Genomic DNA, 25,476 nt, shown 5'->3' on the forward strand with positions numbered 1-25,476 from the left:
GATAAATGAGATGAAGAAAATCATGTGTGCATTGGTGATGGTAACCATGACGTTCATGCTGGCCGCGTGTGGAGCGCAGAAGAATGATCTCGACGCCGGGTACGCCCTTATCAAGAAGGGTGATTGCGCTGGTGCCGAGACGTATTTGGATTCGACAATAGCCGCGCCTGATCATCTCATGGATTTGGCTTATGCTTATTTCCTTAAGGGGCAGTGCGCGGAAAAAGCTGGTGACGCCACCGCAGCATATGAAAATTTCTATGCATCCAAGGTCGTGACTTGCTACGCTGTTGGTGAAGAAACGCATGTTAACCTGAATACATATGGGCGCAGTGAATTTTGTGAACGAATTATTCCTGCTCGACTTGCAAAACTGGAACCCGAAGTCGGGGATAAAGCCAAGGTCGAAGCCATTGAGGATAAGGTGGACGGGATATTGACGACTCGCTATCTGCAACGATTTCAGAAACGTCTCAATTAGTTATCATGAACGCCTCGGATTTTCCGGGGCGTTTTTCTTTGTGAACGGTGAACACAGGGAGTGAACATGCCACTGAAAGATTACACCGAAATTGTTGAGCGACTTCAGCAGACATTGGGCAAAGGATTTGCCGAAGAACCATGGGTGCTGAATATGCCGGGCAAGTCCATTGCCTGCAAGATCGATCAACATTATTACCTCGCAGTCATGCCCGCTTTCCTTGAAACCTTGGGCCGATTGGGTGGCATATTCCCGGATCAGGTCCTTGAAGCACTCGTCAAAACCGGGAATCTCATCACCAAAGCCCCTGATCGCAATCCGCTTTTGCCTTTAACTGTCTCCTGGGGCGGCAGAGGTGTAACCATCAAGGGCGCATTCGTGGACGCGGATTTTATTGATCGTGCGGTCAAAACCTATGGCGGTTATTCCTCCATTCTGACCGTCTCCGACCTCAAAATAAGCGAAGAAAACAAACCGCGCATTGAAGAATTTTTTACTGACAAAACACCACCACAAGCTCTTGCCTATTATTAACGACGTTTCAAACGTTATCCTCAATCTAAAAAATAAAAATCTCCTCAATGCACGTTGTGACGTTGGGGAGGTTTTTATTTTTTAGATCGCTATGAGATTTCAAAGGGGGTTGCCCTTTGGCAGGTCCAGGACAGAGTTTAGGTCTCCCCGAAGGGGGGCTTCGCATAGGTTATACGTCGCTGAACTGTTTCTCCAGCATGATGGCCAAAATGGTTTTGTCGGTTTGGATCATGCCGTCCACGGCCAACGTGCCGACGTTGCGCATGGTGTCCTCGGGCGATTGACCTATGATGCCGTCCGTGTGGTGTACGTTGACACCTTGGAGCGAAAATAAAGCGGCTTGAACAGCTGTGCCGGCGGCCGTGGCGAGCTTGAGTGCGCACCCGGTTTTGGCTCCGTCGCAGATGATGCCTGCCAAGTCTTCAAGGAGATTTTTGATAGCCCCGGCAATATGCTTTGCGTCTCCGCCGAGAAGGAATGTGATACCTGCGGTTGCTCCGGCCCCTGCGGCTACAGAACAGCCACAGATGGCGGATAACCGGCCTGTATGTGCTTTGACGTAGGCCGTAATGATATGGGAGAGGGCAATGGCTTCCAGTACAGATTTGATCTCAATGTCGTCCACGTAATCCTTGATGGCCCAAATGGGCAGGATGGCGGTCAAGCCGTGGTTGCCGGAACCGGCAGAACTCATGGCAGGCAATGGTGCGCCGGACATACGAGCGTCGGCAGCGCCGGAAGCGAGAATACGTGCTGCCAGCATCATGTCTTTTTTAATGAGTCCTTGACGCACAAGGCGTTCCAGGGTTTTTCCCACGCCGAGGCCGAGACCATACTTGAGGCCTTGTTCGGCCAGACGCATGTTGACGTCCACGCCTTCCTGTAGAAATGCGAAGTCGTCATCATCCAACTGGTCGGTCATGGCGATGAGGTCGTTGAGAGACAGACCCTTGAGCCATTCTTCCATGGCGGCCACGGGCGATGGAGTGCCTTCGGGGCGAACCTCGATAAGCGGGCTTTCAACGGGGGAGCCGTTGAGGGTTAGCGACGTGATGTTGTCGTGTAATCCTTCAATAACGGATTCAACAACGTTGTTGCCGGATATCACCTTGGTGCGAATGAGTAACCCCTGCTGGTCTCTGAGCAGCGTAACGGTCACCTTGTTGTCGGCAATGGCTTTTTTTGCATCGGCCACGAATTCGTCGTTAATCGGTTGCAGTACTTCCAGACGCAGAGCGGGGTCGCCGCCGACAGCGCCGAGAGCTGCTGCCATATCCAGACCGGAGAGACCTTTGGCTCCCGGGATGGAAACGGCCAGACCGTTTTTATATACATTGGGGTCCACGGCGATTTCGAGGGAATCGAAATCCTTGGACGGGAGCAGGGACATGGCAGAGGCCGCGCCGAGAGCAATGGCGACCGGCTCGGTACAGCCAAGGGCTGGGGCGACTTGAATGCTGAGAACGTCTTTAACCGTGAATTTCATGATGTCTACTTTTTTACAGTGCTTTTGGGACAGGTGTCGCTCATGTAGCAGACTTCGCAGCCACCTGCATATGGGTAAGGAGTGAGAACGGCATATTTACGATTGACGGTGCCTTCATCATTCCAGGTCAGACCAAGTTCCTTGAATGCGCCGAGAACGCCTTCACCCGGACGGGGCAACGGGGCACATTTGCCAGTCTGTAATTCGGGGATGAATCCTTGAGCGGAACTCATGACCATGGTGATGGCCAGTGCATGAAAGAGAAGGCCGTGTGTGGGGGAATCCTGCCAGATTCCTTCGATGTTATCTTCTACCGCTTCATCGAGAAAAATGAGAATGAATTTGCCTTCTCCTTCAGCGTTGGACAATTCGTACGCCTTGAGGCTTTCTGTGGCCCATTTGTCCCAGAAGGTTTCGAAATCTTCAAGGAGGTCGCCTTCGATGCGGGTTTCTCCCGCCACTTCCATGAAATACATCATGTCGAATTCCGGCTGTGGGGTCAGGGGCTTTATGTCGAATTTGGGCATGTATCTTCTCCTGAAAAGGTATCGTTGTTGTGAGGAGGCTCTGATTACCTCTTTTCTCGATTCCTCTCAAGTTTTACGACTATGCGTTGCACTTGGGAGGTAAGTCGGGTTATATATCAATCAACTTGAAGTATATACGGCGCATGCTTTGTCAACACCTCATGAAAACGCGAACACTGGAGATTGAATGCCTGCAGAACGAGGTGAACCGCTCTTTCAGAAGTTGAAAAGACCGAATATCAGGTATCTCCTTCTCGCCATACTTATTGGCGTACTCGCCGGGTACGGCGCAGTCCTTTTTAAGTTCGTCCTCAAATTCATGCAATGGGTGTTTTATCAGGACACCAATGATTTCATGACCTTTGCCAAGACCATTCCGGTTTGGGTGAAAATTGTCATGCCTGCCGCGGGTGGCCTGGTGGTCGGGCTTGTCGTTACAAACTTTGCGGCAGAGGCAAAGGGCCACGGGGTGCCTGAAGTCATGCAGGCTATCGCTCTTCGGGGCGGACGTATTCGAAAGAGGGTCGCAGCGGCCAAGATTTTTGCGTCAGCCGTGACCATTGGTTCAGGTGGCTCTGTGGGCCGAGAAGGTCCCATGGTGCAGATCGGCGCGTCCATCGGGTCTTCTATTGGGCAGATGTTCAAGACACCCAGTGTGCATATGAAAACCATGGTTGGATGTGGTGCGGCAGCCGGTATTGCGGCGACCTTTAATGCGCCCATTGCGGGTGTGTTGTTCGCTCTTGAAATTATTATTGGCGATTTTGGGGTCATGCAGTTTTCCCCGGTGGTTTTGTCATCGGTCACGGCCACGGCCATTTCCAGATATTATTTTGGTGATTTTCCTCATTTCGACATCCCGGAATATTCCATTGTCACTTTGTGGGAATATTTGTTTTATCCCGTGCTCGGTGTTGTTTCGGGGCTTGTCGGTTTGTCGTTCACCAAAATTTTATATTGGTTTGAGGATGGGTTCGACGCCATAGCAATTCCCGAGTGGATTAAGCCTGCTATCGGCGGTGCATTGCTCGGCGTTGTCTTCGCCGTATTTCCGCAGGTTTTTGGCGTCGGATATGGGGCCATGAATGTGGCGCTGGTCAATCAGATGGAATTTCAACTCCTGTTTGTTTTGATTTTTGTGAAGATACTAGCTTCATCAATTACATTAGGATCAGGCGGATCGGGTGGTATCTTCGCACCATCATTGTTTCTTGGGTGCATGACCGGCGGGGCCTTTGGATTCGTGGTTCATTTTTTGTTTCCGGCACATACGGCCATGCCCGGCGCGTACGCTCTTGTTGCCATGGGCGGTGTTGTGGCTGGAACAACCTATGCGCCCATTACCGCTATTTTGATTATTTTCGAGATGACTTCGGATTATTCGATCATCCTTCCGCTTATGCTGACCTGTATTACGGCCACAGTTATGAATTCCACTATTGAGCGGGCGTCTATCTATACGACCAAGTTGCTTCGGCGTGGTATCGATATCGAGGCTGGTCGAGAACGACACCTTCTCGACCATATTGTGGTGAAAGAGGTCATGACGCATGAGTTTGTGACCATTCCGGCGTCGGCTCCCTTGTCTCAGATCATCTGGACCTTCAAGACCGAGAATGCTCCCTATCTGCATGTCGTGGATGGCGAAGGGCGATTGACTGGTATTATTTCCTTCCGTGATATTCGGGCGGTCCTGAATGAAGAGGGGTTGCTTGAATTGATCATCGCCCATGATCTCGCTACCCGTGATTTGGTCACTGTGACCACGGACGATACATTGCAGGAAGCCTTGGACAAGATCACGGACAGAGGGGTGTCTCAGGTGCCTGTGTTGACTTCTGGCAGGGAGCAGAGGTTGGCCGGAACGCTGACTGAATCGGCGATCAACGGAGCCTATAATTCTGCCATCGTCAAAGCAGAGCTTGCCGGGGGACGCTAATCCGGTTTTCATTGAGAGGCAAAAGGGTTTGTGCTAAATCCCGGTCATCGGCCGTGCTGGTCGAAATGATTTTCGAGGAATGACGAATATGAGTGAGATCAGGATATCCGTGACTCTGTCCCTGGATGAAAAACATCCCGAGGACGGTTATATTGACTTCAATCTGTCTGTGGACGGGCAGTATCTGCATGAGGTTGGCGTCTATATCGACCCTGTGAATTTGGTCACCTCAGCCTCTATTTTCGGTGAGTTTTTCATCTACACCTGCGACTGTGGCAACCCTGCCTGTCAGGGCATTGAAGAAGGCGTCAATGTCTCCCATACTCCGGAAACAGTTGTTTGGCGGCTCAAGAATCCTATTTCCTGGCCCCCTGACGAATCTAGACCGGAATGGGCACACGATGCGGAGTTTGTTTTTCCGAAAGATATGTATCTTCAACAGATTTCCATTGCGTTGGATCATGCAAAGCGATTGGCGCGAGGCTTCAATCTTTCCGGCAAACTCTGGGTTGGTCCAGATTTGACTATTGAAGCATTGATGGCTCTGGAAGTTCCCCAGCAAGAGAGCGAATTCTTTGCCATTGAGCCGGAAGGTCGCGCTGTTCACTAAAGATTTGCCTTCGGTCTAAAAGTTCACTATAGTTTTCATACTTGCTCAGGCTGCTTTTCCGGAACCCCGGAGGAGCAGATATGTCTGTTTATATCCCCAATCAGAGTCGTTCAGTTCGTGCTCGCTTTTTGCGTGCACCGCCTTTTTGCGTGGTGCTGCGGGGGGCGCGGCATTGACTTTTGATAGTGTCAGGGCTTGGGTCGTCTTTGCGACCCGCGGGAGGAGTGCCTGGTTTCGCAGTATCTTTTACGAAACAGGTTACACCTATGTTGTATGTACCAATCAAAATCTATCCTAATCGGCGGAGTGTCCGAGGGTGCATCGTGTGTGCAGCCCTGTGGCTGGGACTGGCCTTGGCCGGATTCCATTTCATTAACGTTATTGATGCGAAAGTGGCGGTATATTCTCTCTGTATGGTGGGATTCGCGGTGTGTGTGATTAATGGTATCGCAGCCATGACACATCAGCCCATGATCAAGATACTCGATGACCGTTTCTCGGTGTATACGCCTTTTGGTTACGCCATGATCCGGTTTGGAGAAGTCTTGATTTTTAAGCGAGGGCGGGTGCCTTTTATGGGAACGTTGCGCGTGGAAATCAATAAATCCGCGCGTGCTAAATTCCCTTCGGCGTTCGGTAAACTCTTGTATTCCGTGGTGGGGTTACGATTCACCAATACGGTGTCCATTCCGGGCTTCATGCTTGGGGCAAATCCGGAGTCTGTTGTCCAAATGTTGGAGAAGCGTCGGTTGGCCGCAATTCGATTGGAAGCCATCGGCGATTATAACCCCACGGCATTGACATCAGTCGTCTGATTACAATGGAAAACCGGGAAACCCTTTGTTACAGGGCTTCCCGGTTCTATTTTTGTTGTCGTCAAACGTTCTAAATCTCAATCTTGACGATGACCTTGTGCAGTATACCGTCAGAAATCGTGGGCAGGTGTGCGTCTTCCGGGAAGAAGATGGCAAACATACCGGGTGTAACATCTGCACAGACTGTGGGAGCGTCTTCGTAAAAAGCCAGATCCTTGGTATCATCAGATTCTTCAGTTTTCGAGCCGAGATCTTTACGAGCTTTCCATCCCATGGTGTCCACACCTTCAACTACATATTGAATGTCGATGTGGGTGTCGTGTGTCTCAATGGCAGCCTCGGCAGCCTTGCGGCCCGGGCCTTTTGCAACCCATGCGTAGGAGGCGTCGCCGTCGATGTCATGACGTCCTTCGGGCAGGGAGGCCAAATCTTCCCGGCGTAACAGGGCAAACGCCGCTGCAAAGGCCGGATGAAGGTTAGCGTAGAGGTCCGCGTTTTCCAGTGTATCCAGAATCATTGTATATCCTTTCGTTCTGCCTTGAGAGCCATGAGCAGCGCTTCGTCTAGAGATGGGTGTGAGAAGATGATGGAATGTATGTCTTCGGCAGTCCAGTCTTGCTGGATGATCATGGTTGCCGCCGTGGTCAGTCGGGAGACTTCATGGCCGACAGCGGTGATACCGACGACCTTGCCGCCTGACCAGACTACTTTGACGAACCCCTGAGTGAAGGCGTGGGCTTGTGCCATGGGATTGGCAGCCAACTGGGCACGAGAGGTCTGGCAGGTGTCAAAATCGGTCAGGAAGGCCTCATTTTCCATGGCACCTACACGCATGGCTTCGGGGGCGCCGTATAAGACACTTGGCACCGGGCCGGATGTGTAGGGCGTGTCGATTTTACCAGCAGCGTGTGCGGCGACATAATGCGCCTGATGCGCGGCTGCGTGGGCCAACTGAATCTGGCCGTTGGCATCACCTATGGCGTAGATGTTTGGTGCGGCAATGAAATGCTCGTCCACCTGAATCTGGTTGAACTGCAACGTAATGCCTGCTTCTTCAAGGCCGATATCCTGTGTGACGGGACCTCGTCCGACAGCAACCAAAGCCTTGTCAGCCGTGATTTGTTCGCCGGATTCCAAGGTAAGCAAAGCTTTGCCGTCCACGGTGCGCACACCGGAAACACGTTTTTCCAGCAAGATGTCCCACTTCCACCGTTTGAAGGTGGAACGCAGTGCTTTTGAGACTTCCGGGTCTTCCAACGGAGCAACGCGATCCATGGCATCCACCACGGTGATTTTCGCGCCGAATCGGTGGGCGACTTGAGCCATTTCCAATCCGATGAAGCCAGCGCCAACCACGATGAGAGATTCGGGCATGGTTTCCATGGAAAGAAACATGTCTGAGTCCAGTACGCAGTCATTGTCTGGTTCAAGGCCCGGAAAGAAAATGGGCTTTGAACCGGTTGCGACAACCAGTTTCTTATATTCAATCTTTTGCTCGCCATCGGCTGTTGCGATAGAGACGGTGCCTTCACCGGACAGCGAACCAAGTCCTTCGACAAGGTCGATACCGAGCTTTTTGAGTTGCATACCCATGGCTTTGCGTGTGCCGGTCAGGTGTTTTTGCACCCGGCCCTGCAACGCGGCGAAATCGATATGTATTTCGCCGGTCGCAATTTTCATTTTGGCCTGATTATGCAGTTCCTCGATGGCAGAAGTCGCGCCGAGCCAGAGTTTGGTCGGGATACATCCTCGGTTCAGGCAGGTGCCTCCCAGGAAGTCCTTTTCCACCAGCGCGACCGAAAGTCCGAGACCGGCGGCTTCAACGGCGCAGTCAAACCCTCCGGGGCCTGAGCCGATTACCACGAGATCATAAGTCATCAGTAAGCTCCATGGCGCGTGCGGCCGTGGTTTCATCCAGTCGGGTCACGGGCAGGGTCACGGGTGCGGAGGTCAAGGCCTCGGGGTTGGTGTCTACCAGTTCAGCCAATTCGATGAGATCGTCGATGAATCCGTCAAGCGTTGCCTTGTTCTCGGTTTCAGTCGGTTCGATCATGATTGCTTCCGGCACGATGAGCGGGAAGTATATGGTCGGTGCGTGATGTCCTTTGTCGAGCAGCCCCTTGGCGAAGTCCAGAGCGCGAACGCCTTTCTTGGCCTGCGGGGACGCGCTGGCAACGAATTCATGCATGCAAATGCGGTCGTAGGGGACCTCGAAATGGTCGTCCAGACGTTTTCGCATGTAGTTTGCGGCCAGCACTGCGTTTTCGGAGGCGCGGGTCAGGCCGACACCGCCAAGGCGCAGGATGTAGGCATATGCCTTCAGGTATACGCCAAAGTTGCCGTAAAACGGAGCGACGTAGCCGATGGATTTTGGATAATTGTAATCGAGGAAGAACTGGCCGTCCTCCTGCTTCGCCACGCGGGAGATGGGCAGGAAGGGAACCAGTCGTTCGGAGACGCCGACCGGACCGGAACCGGGACCGCCGCCGCCGTGCGGAGTAGCCATGGTTTTGTGCAGGTTCCAGTGAACGATGTCGAAACCAACATCGCCCACGCGCATTTTGCCCATGATCGCGTTGAGGTTCGCTCCATCGTAGTAGAGGAGTGCGTCCACCTTTCTGAGCATCTTGACGATCTCGGGCAGGTGTTTTTCGAACAGTCCCAATGTGTTGGGACAGGTCATCATCATACCAGCCACTTCGTCGTCCAGTACTGCGGCCAGAGCTTCGGGATCAACAATGCCGTCTTTGGATTCGATGGACACGATTTCGTAACCAGCGATGGTGGCGGATGCCGGATTTGTTCCGTGGGCGGAGTCGGGGATGATGATTTTTGTTTTCTTGTTGCCCTTGTCCTTGTGATAGGCGGCAATGAGCATGACACCTGTTAGCTCGCCGTGGGCGCCAGCCATGGGGTGCATGGTGTAGGCGGCCATGCCGGTGATTTCAGCCAGCATGTTTTCGGTTTCGTACATGACTTCAAGTGCGCCCTGACAGAGTCCGCCCGCGCCTTGCAACTGCGGTAGTACCGGATGCAGACGGGTGAATCCGGGCATGGCGGCTACGACTTCCGTGAATTTGGGGTTGTACTTCATGGTACATGAACCCAAGGGATAGAAGTTGCCGTCCACGCCGTAGTTGCGTTGGGAGAGCTTGGTGAAGTGGCGAACCACATCCAGTTCACTGGCGGAAGGCAGGCCGATGTCGCCATCACGCAGTAGTTCTGAAGGAATGTATGCCTCTTCGGCAACGCCTTCGCAGGGCCAACATCCTTCGCGTCCGGCTACGGATTTTTCGAATATGGTTTTCATTTGAGTGCTCCCTTGAGCATTTCGGCAAAGATGCCAATCTGTTCTTCACTGGTTTTTTCGGTACATGCTACCAGCAGTCCGTTTTCCAGACCGTCGTAGTAACGGCCCAGCGGGAAGCCGGGGACAAAGCCGCGGGCTGTCAGCTTGGCGATGGCATCAAAGGCATTTGTGGGCAGGGAGATGGCAAATTCATTGCCGAAAGGTCCTTGTGTGAGCATGCTGACACCGTCGATGGCGGTGAGGCGCTCTGCGCAGACATGGGCGCGCTCGATGGAAACCCGTGCCGCCCGTTTCATGCCCAATTCTCCCAGAGCACACATGTGCACCAATGCACGCAGGGCGCACAGGGATTGGTTGGAACATATGTTGGACGTGGCCTTCTGGCGGCGAATGTGCTGTTCGCGAGCCTGAAGGGTCAGTACGTAACCGGTGCGGCCTTCGGAGTCCTTGGTGCGGCCAACCATGCGACCAGGCATCTGGCGGACCATTTTCTTGGTGCAGGTCATTATGCCGAGGTACGGGCCGCCGAAAGAGAGTGGCAGGCCAAGGGACTGACCTTCGGCAACAGCGATGTCTGCGCCCATTTCGCCGGGTGTTTTCAGCAAAGTCTGGAGCACTGGGTAGGTGGAAATGATGGAAACGGCTTTCTTGCTCTTGGCCGTTGCGCACAGTTCCGTAAAATCGTTAATGGATCCGAAGAAGTTCGGATTTTGTACCAACAGGGCCGCGGTATCGTCGTCAATGGCACTCTTCAATCCTTCGATGTCGGTCATGCCGTTTTTGTGGGGTACGGTGACCAATTTGACATCAAGATTGGACGTGTATGAGTCGAGCATGACCCTGTAGATGGGGTTCAGTGCTTCGGAAACCACAATCTTGCGGCGTTTTGTTTTGCGCACAGCCATCATCAGGCCTTCATAAAGCGCGGTGCCTCCATCATAGACGGAAGCATTGGCGTATTCCATGCCGAGCAGGCGGGTTACGGCGGTCTGGTATTCGAAGATCGCCTGGAGTGTACCCTGTGATGCTTCGGGCTGGTACGGCGTGTACGCAGTGTAGAATTCGCCACGCATGGTCAGCGCGTCCACTGCCGCCGGAATGTAGTGGTCGTAGAAACCGGCACCCAGAAAACTCACCCTGTCGGTGGCGTTTTTTGTGGCCATGGCTTCAAGTTTGGAGAGAACCTCCATTTCGCTCAACCCCTCGGGCAGATCAAAGCTCTTGGGGCGCATGTCTTCCGTTATCTCGGCAAAAAGATCGTCCACGGAATTCACGCCGATAGTGGCGAGCATCTCCCGGACTTCATCTTCAGTATGAGGAACATACGGCATAGTATTACCTACTGGTGTAATAAATGGTGATAAAGAAGAAGGCCGAGACATGTGCCCCGGCCTTGAAAGTTCCCGTTAGTGGGCTTCGGATTCGACGACCGAGGTATATGCCTCAGCGTCCAGCAACCCCTCAGGGTCGCCCTTTATTTTAAACTTGAGCAGCCAGCCTTCGCCATATGGCTCTTCATTGACTTTTTCGGGGGCGTCTTCGAGGGCCTCGTTGACTTCAACGACTTCGCCAGTCACCGGGGCGTATATTTCGCTGGCGGCCTTGACGGATTCGACAGAACCCATTTCGGAACCGGCTTCAAAGGTGTCGCCGACTTCAGGCAGTTCGATAAAAGTCAGGTCGCCCAGTTGTTCCTGGGCAAACTGAGAGATGCCAACAGTGGCGATGTCACCTTCAACCATGACCCATTCGTGGGATTTGGCGTACAAAAGATCAGTGGGAATCATATCGTGCTCCTTTCTGGAAAAGTGGCTTTATAGTATTTTTAGATGGCTGTCCTTACCATGGGATTCATACTTTGGAAATTGTAAAAAAAATGACACTTTTGCTATTATTATCCCTTGTCACCAGATGAGAACCTCAAATCGCCAAAAAGCTGACGTTTCGGATCGTTTTCATTATTTTTTAACTGACAAGTGAGTGCGCTAAGAATCGTGCTCTTTCAGTGGTTTTATTCGGTAAATCAGAAGGGATAAGGCAATTGCCTACATACAAAGTGCCTGTGTTTTTAGCCTGAAGGAAGTGGGTAAACCGGTCAAAGGCTGTGAAGACGCCTTCGGCATTATTTTCAAAAGAATCTGCGCCTGTCGCCAGCAATCCAATTCGTTTCCCTTGTAAAAGTGATGTGTGCCCCGGTTTGAAGCACTGCGTTACAAAGGCGTTGCTTCGATCAATGAGAGTCTTGATTTGTGCAGAGAATCCCCAAAAGTAGACGGGAGTGGTAAACAGGATGACATCTGCCATAAGCATTTTCTGCATGATTTCATCGGCATCATCCTGCTGCACACAGGCTATTTCATTGGGGTACGCCAAGCACTTAAGACAACCGCGACAGCCTTTGATGGTTTTGTCATGGAGTGTGATTCGTTCGACGGTGTTCTTTAATGTATGCAATTCCTTTTCGATCAGCGTGAGGACAGTCGCCGTATTTCCTTTCTTTCTTGCGCTTCCAAGGAGGGTGAGTACCTTCATTCTTTATCCTTTCTGCATGCGGTTTCAAATGACTCTATTTTAATTTCATACACATTTTGTATGCATTATGAAATAGCAATGAGCCGCAGAACATATCACTTCTTTCTGTGAAAAGGCGTGGATAGTGTTACGAATTTTATTGACGATGCCACTGAGCAGTTGTAACTTGGCTCTCGAATATGAGCACAAACAAGATTATCACTCCGTTGAATAAACAATTTTCTCTCCTTGACCCAGGCTCCCGTGTAGACGTGGAAGTGGAAGGGACTCTCTGGCATCTTGATCGGGCCGCTGATCTGGAGGCCCTGTGGGACCAGATGGACGAGGCCGATCTCGGCGATGACGAACGATTACCGTATTGGGCTGAAGTATGGCCCGCCAGCGTTCTGCTTGGGCGACACATCCAGCGCAACGCGGATCGTTTGTGCGGCAAGGCATGCCTTGACCTCGGTTGTGGCCTCGGCCTGACTGGCATGATCGCCAGCTCCATAGGTGCTCAGGTGGTCGCGTTTGACTATGAATGGCCAGCGGTCCGTTTTGCCCGACATAACGCCGAATTGAATAACGTTCCCCAACCTCTCTGGATGGTCATGGACTGGCGGCAGCTTGCCGTACAACCATCGTCGTTTGATTTTATTTGGGGTGGCGACGTACTTTATGAAAAACGATTTTTTGAGCCTTTGATTCAACTTTTCCGTCACGCGCTCAAGCCCGTCGGCAAAATTTGGATCGGTGAGCCGGTGCGCACGGTATCCCGTCCCGTCTGGGATGAATTGCGAGAACGGGGTTTTGCGCCGGAAAAGTTGACAGTGGAAAAAGTGGCCCTGTGCGGCCAGAACCCGACAGTGAACCTGTGGGAAATTACGATCATTTGATCGGAGGACATTATGGGCAAGACAATACGATTTGGCGTTTCGCTTGATTCGGATTTGTTGGACAAGTTCGACAGTCATTGTGAGGAGCGGAGTTATCAGACGCGGTCCGAGGCCATTCGTGACCTTATCCGTAACACATTGGTACAGCGGGAGTGGGAACAGGCTGAGGGCGACCTCGCCGGGACATTGACTCTGGTCTACGATCATCATAAATCCGGGCTGTCTCAGCGACTGACCGAGATTCAGCACGATCATCACGATGTCATCCAGTCATCTCTGCATGTACATCTGGATCATCACAACTGCCTTGAGGTTATTATTCTCAAGGGTGATGCCGATATCATTAAGGCTCTGGGTCAAAAGTTGATTTCCACAAAGGGCGTCAAGCACGGCAACCTCGCGCTGACAACCACTGGCAAGGACTTGATCTAAGTATTTAATTTCCCCTCTCACAAAAGAGCGGAATATAACTTTCCCCCTCTCCACCCCGCGAAGCGGTAATAAAAAGTCTAGGAAAGGAGATGGGATGGGGGGCTGGGGGAAGGGAAGAGGCATTATCTTTATGGAAGACGTTCAGAAGCAGCAGGCAAAAATAGCCATGCCCATTGACAGGGTAGGAGTTAAAGGCCTGCGTCAGCCTATTATTGTCCGGGATCGTGAATCCGGCATACAACATACTGTTGCCGATGTTTCACTGTCCGTGGATCTGCCAGCCGAATTCAAAGGTACCCATATGAGCCGGTTTGTTGAGGCGCTGGAGCACTGGTCCGGCGATCTTGATTATACCTCATTTCGGACATTGCTTGATGATATCGTCGTGCGACTTCAGGCTCGGAGTGCGCATGTCCGGTTTGTGTTTCCGTATTTTCTGCGTCGTAAATCGCCCAAGAGCGGAGCGTCCTGCCTGATGGATTATACCTGTCGCGTGGATGGCTACCTCAAGGATGGCAAATTGCGTTTTACACTGGGCGCGGATGTGCCAGTGATGACAGTCTGCCCATGTTCGTTGGCCATTTCTGATTACGGCGCACATTCTCAACGTGCCGAGATTCGTATTCGTACGCGTTTTCATGGTTTTTTGTGGTTGGAAGATCTTATTGAGATCGGTGAATCTGCCGGGTCTAGCCCCGTGTACTCCTTGCTGAAACGTGAGGATGAAAAACATGTGACTGAATCTTCTTTTTCCAACCCGACCTTTGTTGAGGACGTGGTTCGTGCGGTGGGTAAAGGTCTTGCCGATCACCCACAGGTGGATTGGTATACGGTTGAGGTGGAGAGTTTTGAATCCATCCATAACCATTCGGCGTTTGCTGTGATGGAAAGTCAGGATATTGAATAAATGTAAGTGGTGAGGATTGACTGATGAAACGCTTTTCTCCAATTCTGTTGGCCTTGATTTTGAGTGTGGTTTGTGTCGCCAATGCGTCTGCTTCGGAGCCTGCGCCTGTCTATGTACACATGGTCGTTGTGTCGGCAACATTGACGGATGGTTCCAGTTCTGCGGACGCAGTGCTCGCTTTTGAGAAGGCTGTTATCGAGATGGCCGGAGGTTTTACGAGACTCGGTTCGTCGAGCGGCGGTATACTGAAGGGTGACACCGTGGAACATCAGCAGAACGTTACTTTCATGGTCGCAGGTCAAAAAGATCTGAGCGAAGAGTTGAAGGCATTGACTTTGAAGTTATTTGGTGGTGATGGCGGTTTTATTCTGGCCTGGCCGGGAACCATGACTTACTAGCCATATTTGCAGAGTCCTGTGAAAGGGCGTAGGATCAGAACTAGCTGCTTCCCTGACTGCAAGGGAGTCTTTATTTATGTCCGATGTTAATATCTCGGCTTTGTCCGCTCTGGGAACTGTTCAGGAAGTCTCGGCTAACAATATTGCAAATGTGAGTAGCGAAGGCTTTAGAGCTAGTTCGGTTGCGCTCGAAACCGGCCCGGAAGGGCAGGGTGTGCAAGTTGCCGCGATTCAAGAATCCACCAACGCCGGGCCTATGATTGAAGGCATGGAAATGTCCAACACGGATATTGGGACTGAGATGGTGGACATGATTAAGACATCCCACGCCTTTTCCGCCAATACCGCCGTCATTCGTGCCTCCGAAGAAATGACCGGTCACCTATTGAATATGATTGCCTGATTCATGTTTCAGCTTTTGATAGCGGGTTATCTGCCTTTTTTAAGGCGGGATAGTCGAATGATTTCGTCTCCGACGACTTAAGGCCGAGGGCCTTAAGGATCCTATGTCGCCTTCGGCGAAGTTGTTTATAAAAAAAATCATTGTTTACGTTCCTCCCTCTTTCGCGAAGCGACACAAAAAGTTTAGGAGAGTCCAGAGAACCCTTTTCAAAGGGTTCTCTGGTCCCGCTGAAAGCGACCTCCGGTAAGGCCGCCGGAGGCATCTTCTAGAGGGGTTGACACCTTCCTAAATCCTATCATACGGTCGATCATGGCCCGTTTGCGCGCGCTCCATTTTGCGGAGTAGCCCAGAGCGGGCCATACTTGCGAGATACAGAGAGGGTATTATGACCAAGACAAAGAAGACCGAATTTGACGTTATCATCGTTGGTGGAGGCCCTGCCGGGCTGTTTGCCGCGTATTATTTGGCTGAACACTCCGATTTGGAGGTGTTGCTGATAGACAAGGGCAAGCTTTCATTGAAACGGGATTGTCCCTTGTCCGGCGATCAGGAATGCATCAAGTGCCGTCCTTGCAACATTTTGTGTGGTGTGGGCGGAGCTGGCTTGTTCTCAGATGGTAAACTGAATTTTATTCATAAGCTCGGTAAGACAGATCTGACACAGTTCGTCGGTATTACCGAAGCACACGCCCTGATCGAAGAGACCGAAGATATATTTAATCGATTCGGTATGGATGGTCAGGTTTTTCCCACTGACATGGATATGGCCAAGGAAATCCGTAAGGATGCTCGTAAACATGGCATCGATCTGCTGGTCATAAAGCAGAAGCATTTGGGCAGCGATAATCTGCCTGGGCATATCGCGGGGATGGCTGATTATATTCAGGATAAGGGAGTCACTTTTCATACGTCCGAGAACGTCAAGGACGTCACTGTGGATAAGGGGCGTGTCACTGGTGTGATCACCAACCGTGGCGAGTATAAGGCCAAGAATGTCATTCTGGCCCCGGGACGTGTCGGCGCGGAATGGGTCGGCCATGTCGTGCAAAGCCATGGCATTGAGGTGTCCCAGCGCGGTATTGAAGTGGGCGTGCGCGTCGAGGTCCATAATGAGATCATGCAGGACCTGTGTTCCGTGATTTATGATCCGACTTTTTTTGTGCGTACCAATAAATATGACGACCAGACCCGCACGTTCTGCACCAATTACGGTGGATTCGTGGCCCTGGAAAATTATCAGGACTTTGTCTGCGTAAACGGTCATGCTCTCATGAATACTAAGTCCGAGAATACCAACTTCGCCTTTTTGTCCAAGGTAGTGCTGAATGATCCTGTCGAGGACAATCAGGCCTATGGTGAATCCATCGGACGACTGGCGACCTTGATTGGTGGTGGCAAGCCCATCCTGCAACGGTTTGGCGATCTGCGTCGCGGACGCCGTTCCACATGGGACCGTATCGGTAATGGCTACATCGAGCCGACCATGAAAAATGTGGTGCCGGGTGATATCGCCATGGCTTTGCCCGAGCGTATTTTGACGAACCTTATGGATGGTTTGGAACAGCTCAATAATGTGGTACCCGGCGTGTCCAACGATGAGACGTTGCTGTATGCACCTGAGATCAAATTCTTTGCTACACAGGTGGATACCCGAGAGCATCTGGAGACAAGCGTTAACGGTTTGTTCGTGGCCGGAGATGGTCCCGGTGTGGCGGGTAATATTGTTGGTGCCTCAGCAACTGCGCTTATTCCTGCCAAGGAAATCATCAAACGTAGCTAAAACGGTTTTGTTTGTATTCATGGCCCGGCATTTGTGTCGGGCTTTTTTTTTAGACTATTCGTCGAATTTTGTGATTTTCTGAATATTTTCCGGTAAATATGATCGAATATATTGACATACTGTCATTTTGTTGACAGGGAAGATGTATATTAAAGAAATAGCTGCGGGTGGTCCATGACCCGTTTGACGCATAGTCATGTGTATTTGGAGGAGAGATGGTACTCAACCTGACCGGTATAATCGGAAACAGTCCTGCCCTTGCCGAAGTGTTCAAGGTACTGGGAAAGGTTGCTCCCACAGATAGTACGGTGTTGGTCACCGGTGAATCCGGTACCGGCAAGGAACTTCTTGTTCGGGCACTGCATCAAAACAGCGATCGCCATAATAAGCCGTTTGTTCCCATCAATTGTGGAGCCATTCCCAAAGAACTGCTCGAATCTGAACTGTTCGGACATGAGAAAGGTGCGTTTACGCACGCAATCCGTTCCCGCCCCGGCCGATTTGAATTGGCTGATGGCGGAACTATTTTTCTCGATGAAATTGGCGAGATGGATTTGTCACTTCAGGTCAAGATTCTTCGTGCGCTTCAGGAGAAGGAAATCGAACGTGTGGGCGGCACCAGTATCAAGAAAGTCGACGTCCGCGTCGTCGCCGCTACGAACCGCGATCTTGAGGGAGAAGTGGCGGCAGGCCGGTTTCGTGAGGACTTATTCTATCGGCTGAACGTCATTCCTCTGCGTTTGCCGGCTCTGAGAAAGCGCGGGAATGATATCCTGCTGCTCGCAGAGCATTTTTTGTGCGATCATTGTTCGAGCAAGGCACGAAAGAAACTCAAACTTTCCGAGAAAGCTCAGGAGATGCTCCTGACGTATTCCTGGCCCGGGAATGTTCGCGAGTTGGAAAATTTTATGGAACGACTTTCCATCCTGTGTGATGGAATGGAAATATTGCCAGAAGATCTTCCTGCCAAGATTTTTGAGGATATCGGTGAGCGACCGTTGCGAAAGGTTGAAGTTATTCAACCAGTCGCACCCATCGGTTTTGCGTGGCCGATGCTTAAGGATATGAAGGACAAGGACCTCAAGCTGAAGGAATTTCTGGAGGCCATTGAAGGTCGTTTGCTGGCCGAGGCTTTGGAACTGGCGGATGGAGTGAAGAATAAAGCTGCGGAATTGGTCGGCATCAAGCGGACTACATTGATCGAGAAGCTGAAAAAACGGAATTTGCTGTAAATCTGGAGTGCCTGGCCTAGTGTTGGCTGGCCGGGTTGCATGACAATTGCATAACTGGCTGACGTGACAGTGAAAAGCGCCAAAAAAATAATTTGGTCCGTTACAGCGACCCTTATCACCGGATTGATTCTCGTCAATCCTGCTCAAGCTTTGCGCGTGAATTTTCAGTCCCTTGGAGATTCGGATAAACTTACTTTTTCATTTGATTCAGGCGCTTTACCAAAGGCATCGGTGACACGTGTCGGTGCGAAAGAGCTGACTATTTCTTTGCCTTCCGGTACCTGGGATAAGGAAGCTAAACCAAGTGCCAAGTCTTTCCCCGGTAAGTTGGTGGAATCCATCACTACCACCGACAAAGGAGTGACACTCAAGACCAGAACCAACGCGTTCGGGTATATCCGTCTCCCCATCCCCGGCAAGTCTGCATTCATGGTGCAACTTTTTCGAGATCCTATCGGAGCTCGCTGGAAACCTGCGGGGGTCAAACCCAAAGTTGCACCAAAACCAGCACCTAAGCCGGCACAGAAATTTGCGCCCGAGCCAAAAACTGTGACAAAACCTAAACCGGTTTCCGCTGCACCCAAGCCGATTGCCACAACTTCCGCGCCAGTTTCCACGGTTGAAGCTTCGCAGGCAATTCCCAATGCGAATGGTGAGAAAAAACCGTTTTTTGCTGTCCCGTATTCCGTAAGAAACGAGGTGGCCGCATCAGATGCGCCAGCCTCTCAAGTCTCAGAGAAGTCTCAAGCCATTACGCCCACCGAGGCCACGCTTCCTGCCGAGCCAATGCAGCGGATTCAGCCTGTTGCGCTTCCTCGTGAAGTTGAGACTGGTGTTTATCCGCCATCCAATGAATTGCGTTTCAAGGTGGCGAATCAGACCGCAGAGCAAGTGAAATTTGCCGAATTGGCTGGTGGCACCGCAGGACGTTCCCCGGTGGTTGGCGAAGGACAGGGGGCAGGGGCTTCGCAACCAGCACAAGTTGGTGGCGCAGTTGCATCGCCTCCGGTTGAAATGTCAGGTCAAGGGCAGACTGGTGGGGCAGTGTCTCCGCCGCCGACACCTGTGCGCCCAGTGGAAGTGTCTGGTCAGGGACAGGCCGGTGGAGCGGTGAGTCCGCCACCGACCGTTGTTGAGGGCGCTCCTCCGCCGGCTCCTACGCCGGAAGAAACCGCTCAGGTTGAGCAGACTTTGGCAGCTTCGCAGGCTGAGATCCAAAAGGTCGAGGAAGCTCCTGTTGAAGCCGCACAGGCTGAACAACCTGTAGCTGAGGTGGAAGAAGAACAGGCTCAGCCCGGTGTTGAAGGTGAACAACAGCCTGAATTAACGCCCGAAGAGCAGGCCAAGGCACATGAAGAAGAGATCAGGAATCAGCTCTATGAAGCGCAGTCCCTGATGTTTAACGGTTCATTGGCCGCAGCTCTGCCCTTGTACGAAGATATTTTAAAGCAACCTGATGTGCCGGATGACGTGCGCGAAGAAACGCTTTATGCCGTGGCCGACATCAAGAAGCAGCTCAATTCCGATAATCTTTCTGGTAAGTTTGATGAGACAGCTCAGGCTTTTATCGAGGCCATGAACGCGAACTTGCGTTCCAATAGAGTGCCTCGTGCGTTACTTAATCTTGGTTTATTGAATTTGCAGGTTGGGAACTTTCCGGAAGCTCGAGCCTATTTTAAAATTTTGCAGGAAAAGTATCCTGACGACGATAATATCCCGTCCATCAGCTACTACTGGGGCGAGTATTTTTATAAGAAAGGCGAGTTTAGAAAAGCCGCTGATCAGTTCCAATATCTCATTCAAACCTACCCTGAACATCAATTGGTGAAACAGGCTGCCTATTATTTAGCAGACTCCCTTAACCGAACCGGATTTCTTGAACAGGCTTTTCAGATCGTCGATTACATCGACAAGAGGTGGCCGGATTACTACATGGAAAACATGGAGTTTCTGCGTCTTGCGGGTTCCGTGGAAATGGAACTCAAGAAGTGGCAGGCTGCCAAGAATCATTATTTCACGTACTATAATCTCAATCCTGACGCTGAAGGTGCCGATGTCGTTCTGGCGCGGATTGGTGATATCTACATTCGTCTTGGGTTGAAGAAGCCTGCCAAGCAGATTTATGAAAAAGTGGTTACCAACTACCCGGAAGAAGAGGGTGGATTGATAGCCAAGATGCGTTTGGCTGAAGAAGGTATTTACGACGATCCGGCCATGCATGAAATGGTGGATGTCTTTGATAGGCCTTACAATCTCAACCCGCAGCGGGTGTATAAAGAGATTGTTGCCAAGCACCCCGACAGTCCTTTGGCACCCATCGCTCAGCTCAAGCTGGCCATGTGGTACGCATTTAACAAAAAGTATCCCGAGGCGTTGACTGCTGCTCAGGATCTTATCGAAAATTACCCGGACAGCCCGCTCGTGGAAAAGACCAAGGTTCTTGGCGATTCCGTGTTTGTTCTGGCCGTTCCAGGTATGATCGGCGAAGAGCGGTATGGTCGTGTGGTCCGGTACTGGGAAACATATGATTTTATCGGCAAGGAAGGTTCCAAGGTTGATGACAAGACCAAGATTGCCATTGCCACCAGCTATTGGAAAATTGGTCAGCCAGAGAAAGCATTGGAATTGATTGAGCCATACCTCCAGAAAAAGCAGGTTCCGGGTGTGTCCGATGATGCCCTTGGTCTTGCTGTGAATATTCATCTCGACCAGTTGAACTGGAAGAAAATTGCGGATCTCGTTTCCATGGCTAAGAAGAATTGGACGCTCAAACCGGCTCAGCAGAAACAACTTGAGTATGCACGGGCCATGTCTTTGCAGAATCTTGGTGATGCCAAGGAAGCTATGCCCATGTGGGCCGAGCTTGCCAAGGATGCTTCCGTGGATCCGGCATTTCGAGCATACGCAATGTATTATATGGCCAAAGACGCTATGCAGCGGCAGGATTTGCGTCGGGTATTCGTCTATGCCCAAGAAGCATTGGCCTTGTTACTTCAGACCAACGGTGATCCTGAAAAGATTAAGGATACCGTGCTGATGTCCATTTATGCCACTGAGCGGTCAGGCCGATATGATGAAGCGCTCAAGTGGGCCAAAGAATATGACCGTTACATTGAAGTGGATAATCCTGAATGGGCATCCACACGGTTCAAGCTTGCTCGTATTTATCGCAAGGCCGGAGCTATGGACGAATGGAAGCAATTGCTCGGTGATATTATCGAGAAGAAGCCTGATACGCTTCAGGCACAGCTCGCCAAGTCCGCTCTTGAGACCTATGCTCTCGAACAAAAAGCTGCTGAATATCAACCCGTACCGTAAAGGTGCCTTTCCCTTTCTTTCTTCAGACTTCCATTTTATCCTTTTTCTAAACTTTTCGTAGGTGTATTTGCGCAGGTGGTAGGTTACCGGATGTGATGCTACAATGCTTATGGTATTGGGGGAGAGTCAATTCGTTGAGGAGTGAATGACATGAAGAGACAGCCAGTTGTTGCGGGGCGATTTTATGATGACCAGCCTGAGAAGTTGTATACCATGGTGGATGCTTTTCTTGGGTTGGGAAAGGATAAGAGTTTAAATCGGACGTTGTTGGCCATGGTGCCCCATGCCGGGTATGTTTTTTCCGGGGCCGTGTGTGGCAAGACGTTGGGCATGGCGAATCTGGAACAGACGGTTCTTTTGCTTGGGCCAAACCATACTGGCCGCGGAGAGCTATTTTCGGTGTGGAATGAAGGGGATTGGAATATTCCTGGCGGCTCAGTGTCATTTGATTCGGACTTAGCGAATGCGATATTGGTTTCGGATGCCAATTTGAAGGCTGATATCGCTGCACATACGGATGAGCATTCTCTTGAGGGTATATTGCCGTTTCTGCACCGTTTGGAGCCTGACACGACCATAGTGCCGATTTCCATCTCCTCGTCGTCCCTCGACTCTCTGAGACAGGTTGGACAGGCTATTGGACAGACGCTTAAGACGTTTGATCGCCCTGTATCTATTGTGGTCAGTTCCGACATGAGTCATTACATTTCACATGATGAGGCCAAGAAGATGGATTTCATGGCCTTGGAGGCAGTGGTTACACTTGATCCGGCAGTTTTGTTTAATACGGTTCGAGAAAATAATATTTCTATGTGTGGGGTCCTGCCCATGACCACTGGCCTTTATGCCGCTCTTGAAATGGGGGCGACTAAAGGAGAACTGGTTGCTTATACCACTTCCGGGGAAGTTTCGGGTGATTTTGATCAGGTGGTGGGGTATGCAGGTGTTTTGGTGAGCTGATTTGGTGAAGAGTGTCGGAAGCCGCTTTCAGCGGCATTTGTCAGGTTATTTTGTTTCTGGCAGCCAAAGGGGAGAGTTCCCTTTGGAACCCCTGTGTCGCCGTTGGTGAGAGTTGTTAAATAAGAATCCCGAAGAAATTTGTTTCTTCGGGATTTATTTTTTTTCGGCAACCTGCCGAGACTCTAAACGTGTCAGGAGCCACGATTATAGCCAATGGTTGTTTGTCCATTTTGAACTATGACCGGGATTTTGCGTATCCCGTCTGTCAATTTGAGCATTGCTTTCAAATCTGCCGGGTTCATCAAAACGTCTACAAATTTTGCTTCCGGGTGCGCATCCAACGCCCGCTTGGTGTGTGGTCAGGTGGATTTCCCATAAATTGTTATATTAGTCATGGCGTAATCTCCTTTCCTATACAATTACATCCACCTATTCTCTCTGTCTATCCTTTCAAACAAAGACGAATCCTTTAATTCGCATAACACTTCGCGAAGTGACTTAAAAAAATTAGGAAAAGAGAGGGATGGGGGGCTGGGGGAGACAAAAAAGAAACCGCCCTGTCCAGCGAAAGCCAGACAGGGCGGTTATTAATGCGTCAGTCTACGATTTAGCGACGTCCGCCACCACGGTTGTCACGGCGTCCGCCGCCACCACGGTTGTCACGACGACCACCATTGCGGTCACCGCCACGCGGTGCAGGGCGCTTGAAGTCTTCCAGGTTTACTTCCTGGCCGGCTTCTTCCATCAGCCATGCCTTGCGGGACAGACGAATGCGTCCACCGGGCTCAAGGGAGATGCACTTGACCCAGACTTCCTGTCCGAGCTGGACGACGTCTTCGACGCGTTCGACGCGCTCGAAGTCGAGCTGGGAGATGTGCAACATGCCTTCCATACCGGGCAGGATTTCGACGAGTGCGCCGACTTCCAGAACTTTACGGACAGTACCGAGGTAGTTCTTACCAGGTTCGGCCTTTTGGTCGTAGTAGAGAACCATTTCCTTGGCCTTTTCCATGGATACCATGGTCGGGGCGAAGATGGAGATTTTACCGGAATCTTCGATGTCGATATCGGCTTCGGTCTCAGCGGTAATGGCTTTGATATTTTTGCCGCCGGGTCCGATGACCGAGCGAATTTTTTCGGGATCGATGTGCACGACAGCCATCTGCGGAGCCAGTTCGGACAGCTCTTCACGAGGAGCTGCCAGCTCTTCACCCATGTGACCGAGGATATGCAGACGAGCGTCTTTGGCCTGATGAAGGGCCTTTTTCAGTACTTCCTGAGGGATACCGGCGATCTTGATGTCCATCTGGATGGCAGTGATGCCGTCCTTGGTACCGGCGACCTTGAAGTCCATATCGCCCAGTGCGTCTTCATCACCGAGGATGTCGGTGAGTACGAAGTATTTGTCGTCTTCTTTGCACAGGCCCATGGCGATACCGGCAACCGGCTCGGAAATGGGAACACCAGCGTCCATGAGGGACAGAGTGGCGCCGCAAACAGAGGCCATGGAGGAGGAACCGTTGGATTCCATGATCTCGGAGACCACACGGATGGTGAACGGGAAGTCGTCCTGGTTCGGCAGAACCGGAGTCAGGGCGCGCTCTGCGAGTGCACCGTGACCGACTTCACGGCGGGAGGTACCACGCAGCATACGGGCTTCACCGACGCAGTACGGCGGGAAGTTGTAATGCAGCATGAAGCGCTTGGTGGCATCGCCGAGCAGAGAGTCGTAACGCTGCTCATCACGGGTGGAGCCGAGAGTGGCAACAGCCAGTGCGGAAGTTTCACCGCGGCGGAACAGTACGGAACCGTGAGTCTGGCTTAGTACACCGGTCTCGATGGAGAGCGGACGAACGGTGGTGGTGTCACGACCGTCGATACGCAAACCTTCGTTGACGATGCGATCGCGCACGAGCTTTTTAGTGATGTCACCGACAATGCCGCTGACAGCTTTGAGTTTTGCTTCGTCTTCGGGGAATTTCTCAGCGACAGCCTCTTTGGCTTTTGCTTTGGCAGCATCTTTGGCAGCGTAGCGAACCATCTTTTCGGGAGTGGTCACTGCGGCCTGAATATCATCAGTGATGAAGTCACCAAGGAAGGAAACGAGTTCTTCGTCCTGCTTGGGTGTTTCGACTTTAAGCTTGGCAACGCCGACCTTTTCGCGGAGCTGATCCTGCAGGTCGAAGAGCGGAGCGACTTGTTCGTGGCCCCAAGCCAGAGCATCGGCAACAAGGTCTTCGGAGACGAACTTGCCGCCACCTTCAACCATGACCATGGCTTCGCGGGTGGCCGCGAAAACGAGGTTCAGGGAGGACTCGTTGTCTGCCTGTGTGTAGGAGGGGTTGAGAACAAACTCGTTGTTGATGAATCCAACGCGAGCTCCCACAATGGGGCCAAGGAAAGGCATCTTGGAGATATGGCAGGCTGCAGAGGCACCAGTCACGGCCAGGACGTCCGGGTTGACATGTTTGTCAGCGGACAGAACCGTGGCAATGATCTGGACTTCGTCAGCGAAGCCTTTCTCAAACAAGGGGCGGATGGGGCGGTCGATGAGGCGGCAGATCAGAGTCTCACGCTCGGACGGGCGGCCTTCACGACGGAAGTAGTTGCCTGGCACACGACCAGCAGCATACGCCATTTCTTGATAGTTGCAGGTGAGAGGGAAGAAGCCGCGATCAATAGCCAGGGGCTGGGTCACGGCGGTGACCAGAACAGTGGTTTTGCCGGACGTAATCGTCACGGCGCCACTGGCTTGGCGGGCATACTTGCCGGTTTCGATTGTGATGTCCATGCCGCCGACCGTCGCGGTCAGGCTTGTGGCATCAAAAGGAATCATTGTCATAGTGATTTCCTACCTTATAACGGTAATAGGTGAACCACTTCCTGCGTATCCCTCGGATTGGGTTAGCCGGCTTGGGAAAGGACTTTTGGTGCCTG

The 25,476-nt window shown here is 51.6% G+C and carries 24 protein-coding genes; 14 read left to right on the forward strand and 10 right to left on the reverse strand.

Features of this window, described 5'->3' with window-relative positions:
* Positions 1-10: 10 nt before the first annotated feature.
* Entirely contained in the window at positions 11-481 is a 471-nt protein-coding gene (locus tag SYK_RS00080; protein WP_281761593.1) for an outer membrane protein assembly factor BamD, read from the forward strand.
* Positions 482-547: 66 nt separating this feature from the next.
* Positions 548-1,015, forward strand: a complete 468-nt coding sequence (locus SYK_RS00085) for a hypothetical protein (RefSeq protein ID WP_281761594.1) — start codon at positions 548-550, stop codon at positions 1,013-1,015.
* Between the two features lie 169 nt (positions 1,016-1,184).
* Here SYK_RS00085 and SYK_RS00090 read toward each other — a convergent pair whose 3' ends face one another.
* On the reverse strand, positions 1,185-2,501 hold the full coding sequence (locus tag SYK_RS00090; protein ID WP_281761595.1) for an L-cysteine desulfidase family protein: 1,317 nt from the start codon (positions 2,499-2,501) through the stop codon (positions 1,185-1,187).
* 5 nt (positions 2,502-2,506) lie between these two features.
* A complete protein-coding gene (locus SYK_RS00095; protein ID WP_281761596.1) occupies positions 2,507-3,028 on the reverse strand; it encodes a hypothetical protein in 522 nt (173 codons plus the stop codon).
* A gap of 187 nt (positions 3,029-3,215) precedes the next feature.
* On the opposite strand from SYK_RS00095, the gene SYK_RS00100 reads away from it, so the two are divergent.
* The 3 genes from SYK_RS00100 to SYK_RS00110 all read left to right on the forward strand — a co-directional run bounded on the left by SYK_RS00100 (position 3,216) and on the right by SYK_RS00110 (position 6,392).
* The gene (locus tag SYK_RS00100) at positions 3,216-4,967 is read left to right on the forward strand and encodes a chloride channel protein (protein ID WP_281761597.1); all 1,752 of its coding nucleotides are present in this window, start codon (positions 3,216-3,218) and stop codon (positions 4,965-4,967) included.
* A gap of 88 nt (positions 4,968-5,055) precedes the next feature.
* Positions 5,056-5,577, forward strand: coding sequence for a hypothetical protein (locus SYK_RS00105; protein WP_281761598.1), 522 nt, complete (start codon positions 5,056-5,058; stop codon positions 5,575-5,577).
* 266 nt (positions 5,578-5,843) lie between these two features.
* The gene (locus tag SYK_RS00110; protein ID WP_281761599.1) at positions 5,844-6,392 is read left to right on the forward strand and encodes a hypothetical protein; all 549 of its coding nucleotides are present in this window, start codon (positions 5,844-5,846) and stop codon (positions 6,390-6,392) included.
* A 70-nt stretch (positions 6,393-6,462) separates the two neighbouring features.
* Here SYK_RS00110 and SYK_RS00115 read toward each other — a convergent pair whose 3' ends face one another.
* From SYK_RS00115 to SYK_RS00140, 6 genes are all read right to left on the reverse strand, one after another.
* Positions 6,463-6,909, reverse strand: coding sequence for a NanQ anomerase/TabA/YiaL family protein (locus tag SYK_RS00115; protein WP_281761600.1), 447 nt, complete (start codon positions 6,907-6,909; stop codon positions 6,463-6,465).
* Entirely contained in the window at positions 6,906-8,270 is a 1,365-nt protein-coding gene (locus SYK_RS00120; RefSeq protein ID WP_281761601.1) for a dihydrolipoyl dehydrogenase family protein, read from the reverse strand. Before SYK_RS00120 ends, SYK_RS00115 begins: the two co-directional genes overlap by 4 nt.
* Positions 8,260-9,702, reverse strand: coding sequence for an aminomethyl-transferring glycine dehydrogenase subunit GcvPB (gcvPB, locus tag SYK_RS00125; RefSeq protein WP_281761602.1), 1,443 nt, complete (start codon positions 9,700-9,702; stop codon positions 8,260-8,262). The genes SYK_RS00120 and gcvPB overlap by 11 nt, the downstream gene beginning before the upstream one ends.
* On the reverse strand, positions 9,699-11,033 hold the full coding sequence (gcvPA, locus tag SYK_RS00130) for an aminomethyl-transferring glycine dehydrogenase subunit GcvPA (protein WP_281763293.1): 1,335 nt from the start codon (positions 11,031-11,033) through the stop codon (positions 9,699-9,701). Before gcvPA ends, gcvPB begins: the two co-directional genes overlap by 4 nt.
* A gap of 75 nt (positions 11,034-11,108) precedes the next feature.
* A complete protein-coding gene (gcvH, locus tag SYK_RS00135; RefSeq protein WP_281761603.1) occupies positions 11,109-11,489 on the reverse strand; it encodes a glycine cleavage system protein GcvH in 381 nt (126 codons plus the stop codon).
* Between the two features lie 178 nt (positions 11,490-11,667).
* Positions 11,668-12,234 (reverse strand): flavodoxin family protein, encoded by a 567-nt coding sequence (locus SYK_RS00140; protein WP_281761604.1) that lies wholly within the window; start codon positions 12,232-12,234, stop codon positions 11,668-11,670.
* Between the two features lie 179 nt (positions 12,235-12,413).
* Here SYK_RS00140 and SYK_RS00145 point away from each other — a divergent pair, with 179 nt between their 5' ends.
* The 9 genes from SYK_RS00145 (at position 12,414) to amrB (ending at position 22,539) form a co-directional block, all read left to right on the forward strand.
* A complete protein-coding gene (locus SYK_RS00145; RefSeq protein WP_281761605.1) occupies positions 12,414-13,109 on the forward strand; it encodes a class I SAM-dependent methyltransferase in 696 nt (231 codons plus the stop codon).
* A 12-nt stretch (positions 13,110-13,121) separates the two neighbouring features.
* Positions 13,122-13,541: a nickel-responsive transcriptional regulator NikR gene (nikR, locus tag SYK_RS00150; RefSeq protein WP_281761606.1), complete on the forward strand. Its 420-nt coding sequence runs from the start codon at positions 13,122-13,124 to the stop codon at positions 13,539-13,541.
* A gap of 130 nt (positions 13,542-13,671) precedes the next feature.
* Positions 13,672-14,448 (forward strand): GTP cyclohydrolase FolE2, encoded by a 777-nt coding sequence (gene folE2, locus SYK_RS00155; protein ID WP_281761607.1) that lies wholly within the window; start codon positions 13,672-13,674, stop codon positions 14,446-14,448.
* Between the two features lie 23 nt (positions 14,449-14,471).
* Entirely contained in the window at positions 14,472-14,846 is a 375-nt protein-coding gene (locus SYK_RS00160; protein ID WP_281761608.1) for a hypothetical protein, read from the forward strand.
* 76 nt (positions 14,847-14,922) lie between these two features.
* Positions 14,923-15,249 (forward strand): flagellar basal body rod C-terminal domain-containing protein, encoded by a 327-nt coding sequence (locus tag SYK_RS00165; protein WP_281761609.1) that lies wholly within the window; start codon positions 14,923-14,925, stop codon positions 15,247-15,249.
* Positions 15,250-15,607: 358 nt separating this feature from the next.
* Positions 15,608-17,029: an NAD(P)/FAD-dependent oxidoreductase gene (locus SYK_RS00170; RefSeq protein WP_281763294.1), complete on the forward strand. Its 1,422-nt coding sequence runs from the start codon at positions 15,608-15,610 to the stop codon at positions 17,027-17,029.
* A gap of 215 nt (positions 17,030-17,244) precedes the next feature.
* On the forward strand, positions 17,245-18,261 hold the full coding sequence (locus tag SYK_RS00175) for a sigma-54 interaction domain-containing protein (protein ID WP_281761610.1): 1,017 nt from the start codon (positions 17,245-17,247) through the stop codon (positions 18,259-18,261).
* A 63-nt stretch (positions 18,262-18,324) separates the two neighbouring features.
* Positions 18,325-21,579, forward strand: a complete 3,255-nt coding sequence (locus SYK_RS00180; RefSeq protein ID WP_281761611.1) for a tetratricopeptide repeat protein — start codon at positions 18,325-18,327, stop codon at positions 21,577-21,579.
* 150 nt (positions 21,580-21,729) lie between these two features.
* Entirely contained in the window at positions 21,730-22,539 is an 810-nt protein-coding gene (gene amrB, locus SYK_RS00185; RefSeq protein WP_281761612.1) for an AmmeMemoRadiSam system protein B, read from the forward strand.
* Between the two features lie 191 nt (positions 22,540-22,730).
* On the opposite strand, the gene uxx1 is transcribed toward amrB, so the two are convergent.
* Together uxx1 and pnp are read right to left on the reverse strand one after the other, a co-directional pair.
* The gene (uxx1, locus tag SYK_RS00190; RefSeq protein WP_281761613.1) at positions 22,731-22,934 is read right to left on the reverse strand and encodes a UXX-star selenoprotein family 1; all 204 of its coding nucleotides are present in this window, start codon (positions 22,932-22,934) and stop codon (positions 22,731-22,733) included.
* Between the two features lie 212 nt (positions 22,935-23,146).
* Entirely contained in the window at positions 23,147-25,381 is a 2,235-nt protein-coding gene (pnp, locus tag SYK_RS00195; RefSeq protein WP_281761614.1) for a polyribonucleotide nucleotidyltransferase, read from the reverse strand.
* Positions 25,382-25,476: the final 95 nt, after the last annotated feature.

The sequence above is a fragment of the Pseudodesulfovibrio nedwellii genome (assembly GCF_027923765.1).
In the GTDB taxonomy this organism is placed as follows: domain Bacteria; phylum Desulfobacterota; class Desulfovibrionia; order Desulfovibrionales; family Desulfovibrionaceae; genus Pseudodesulfovibrio; species Pseudodesulfovibrio nedwellii.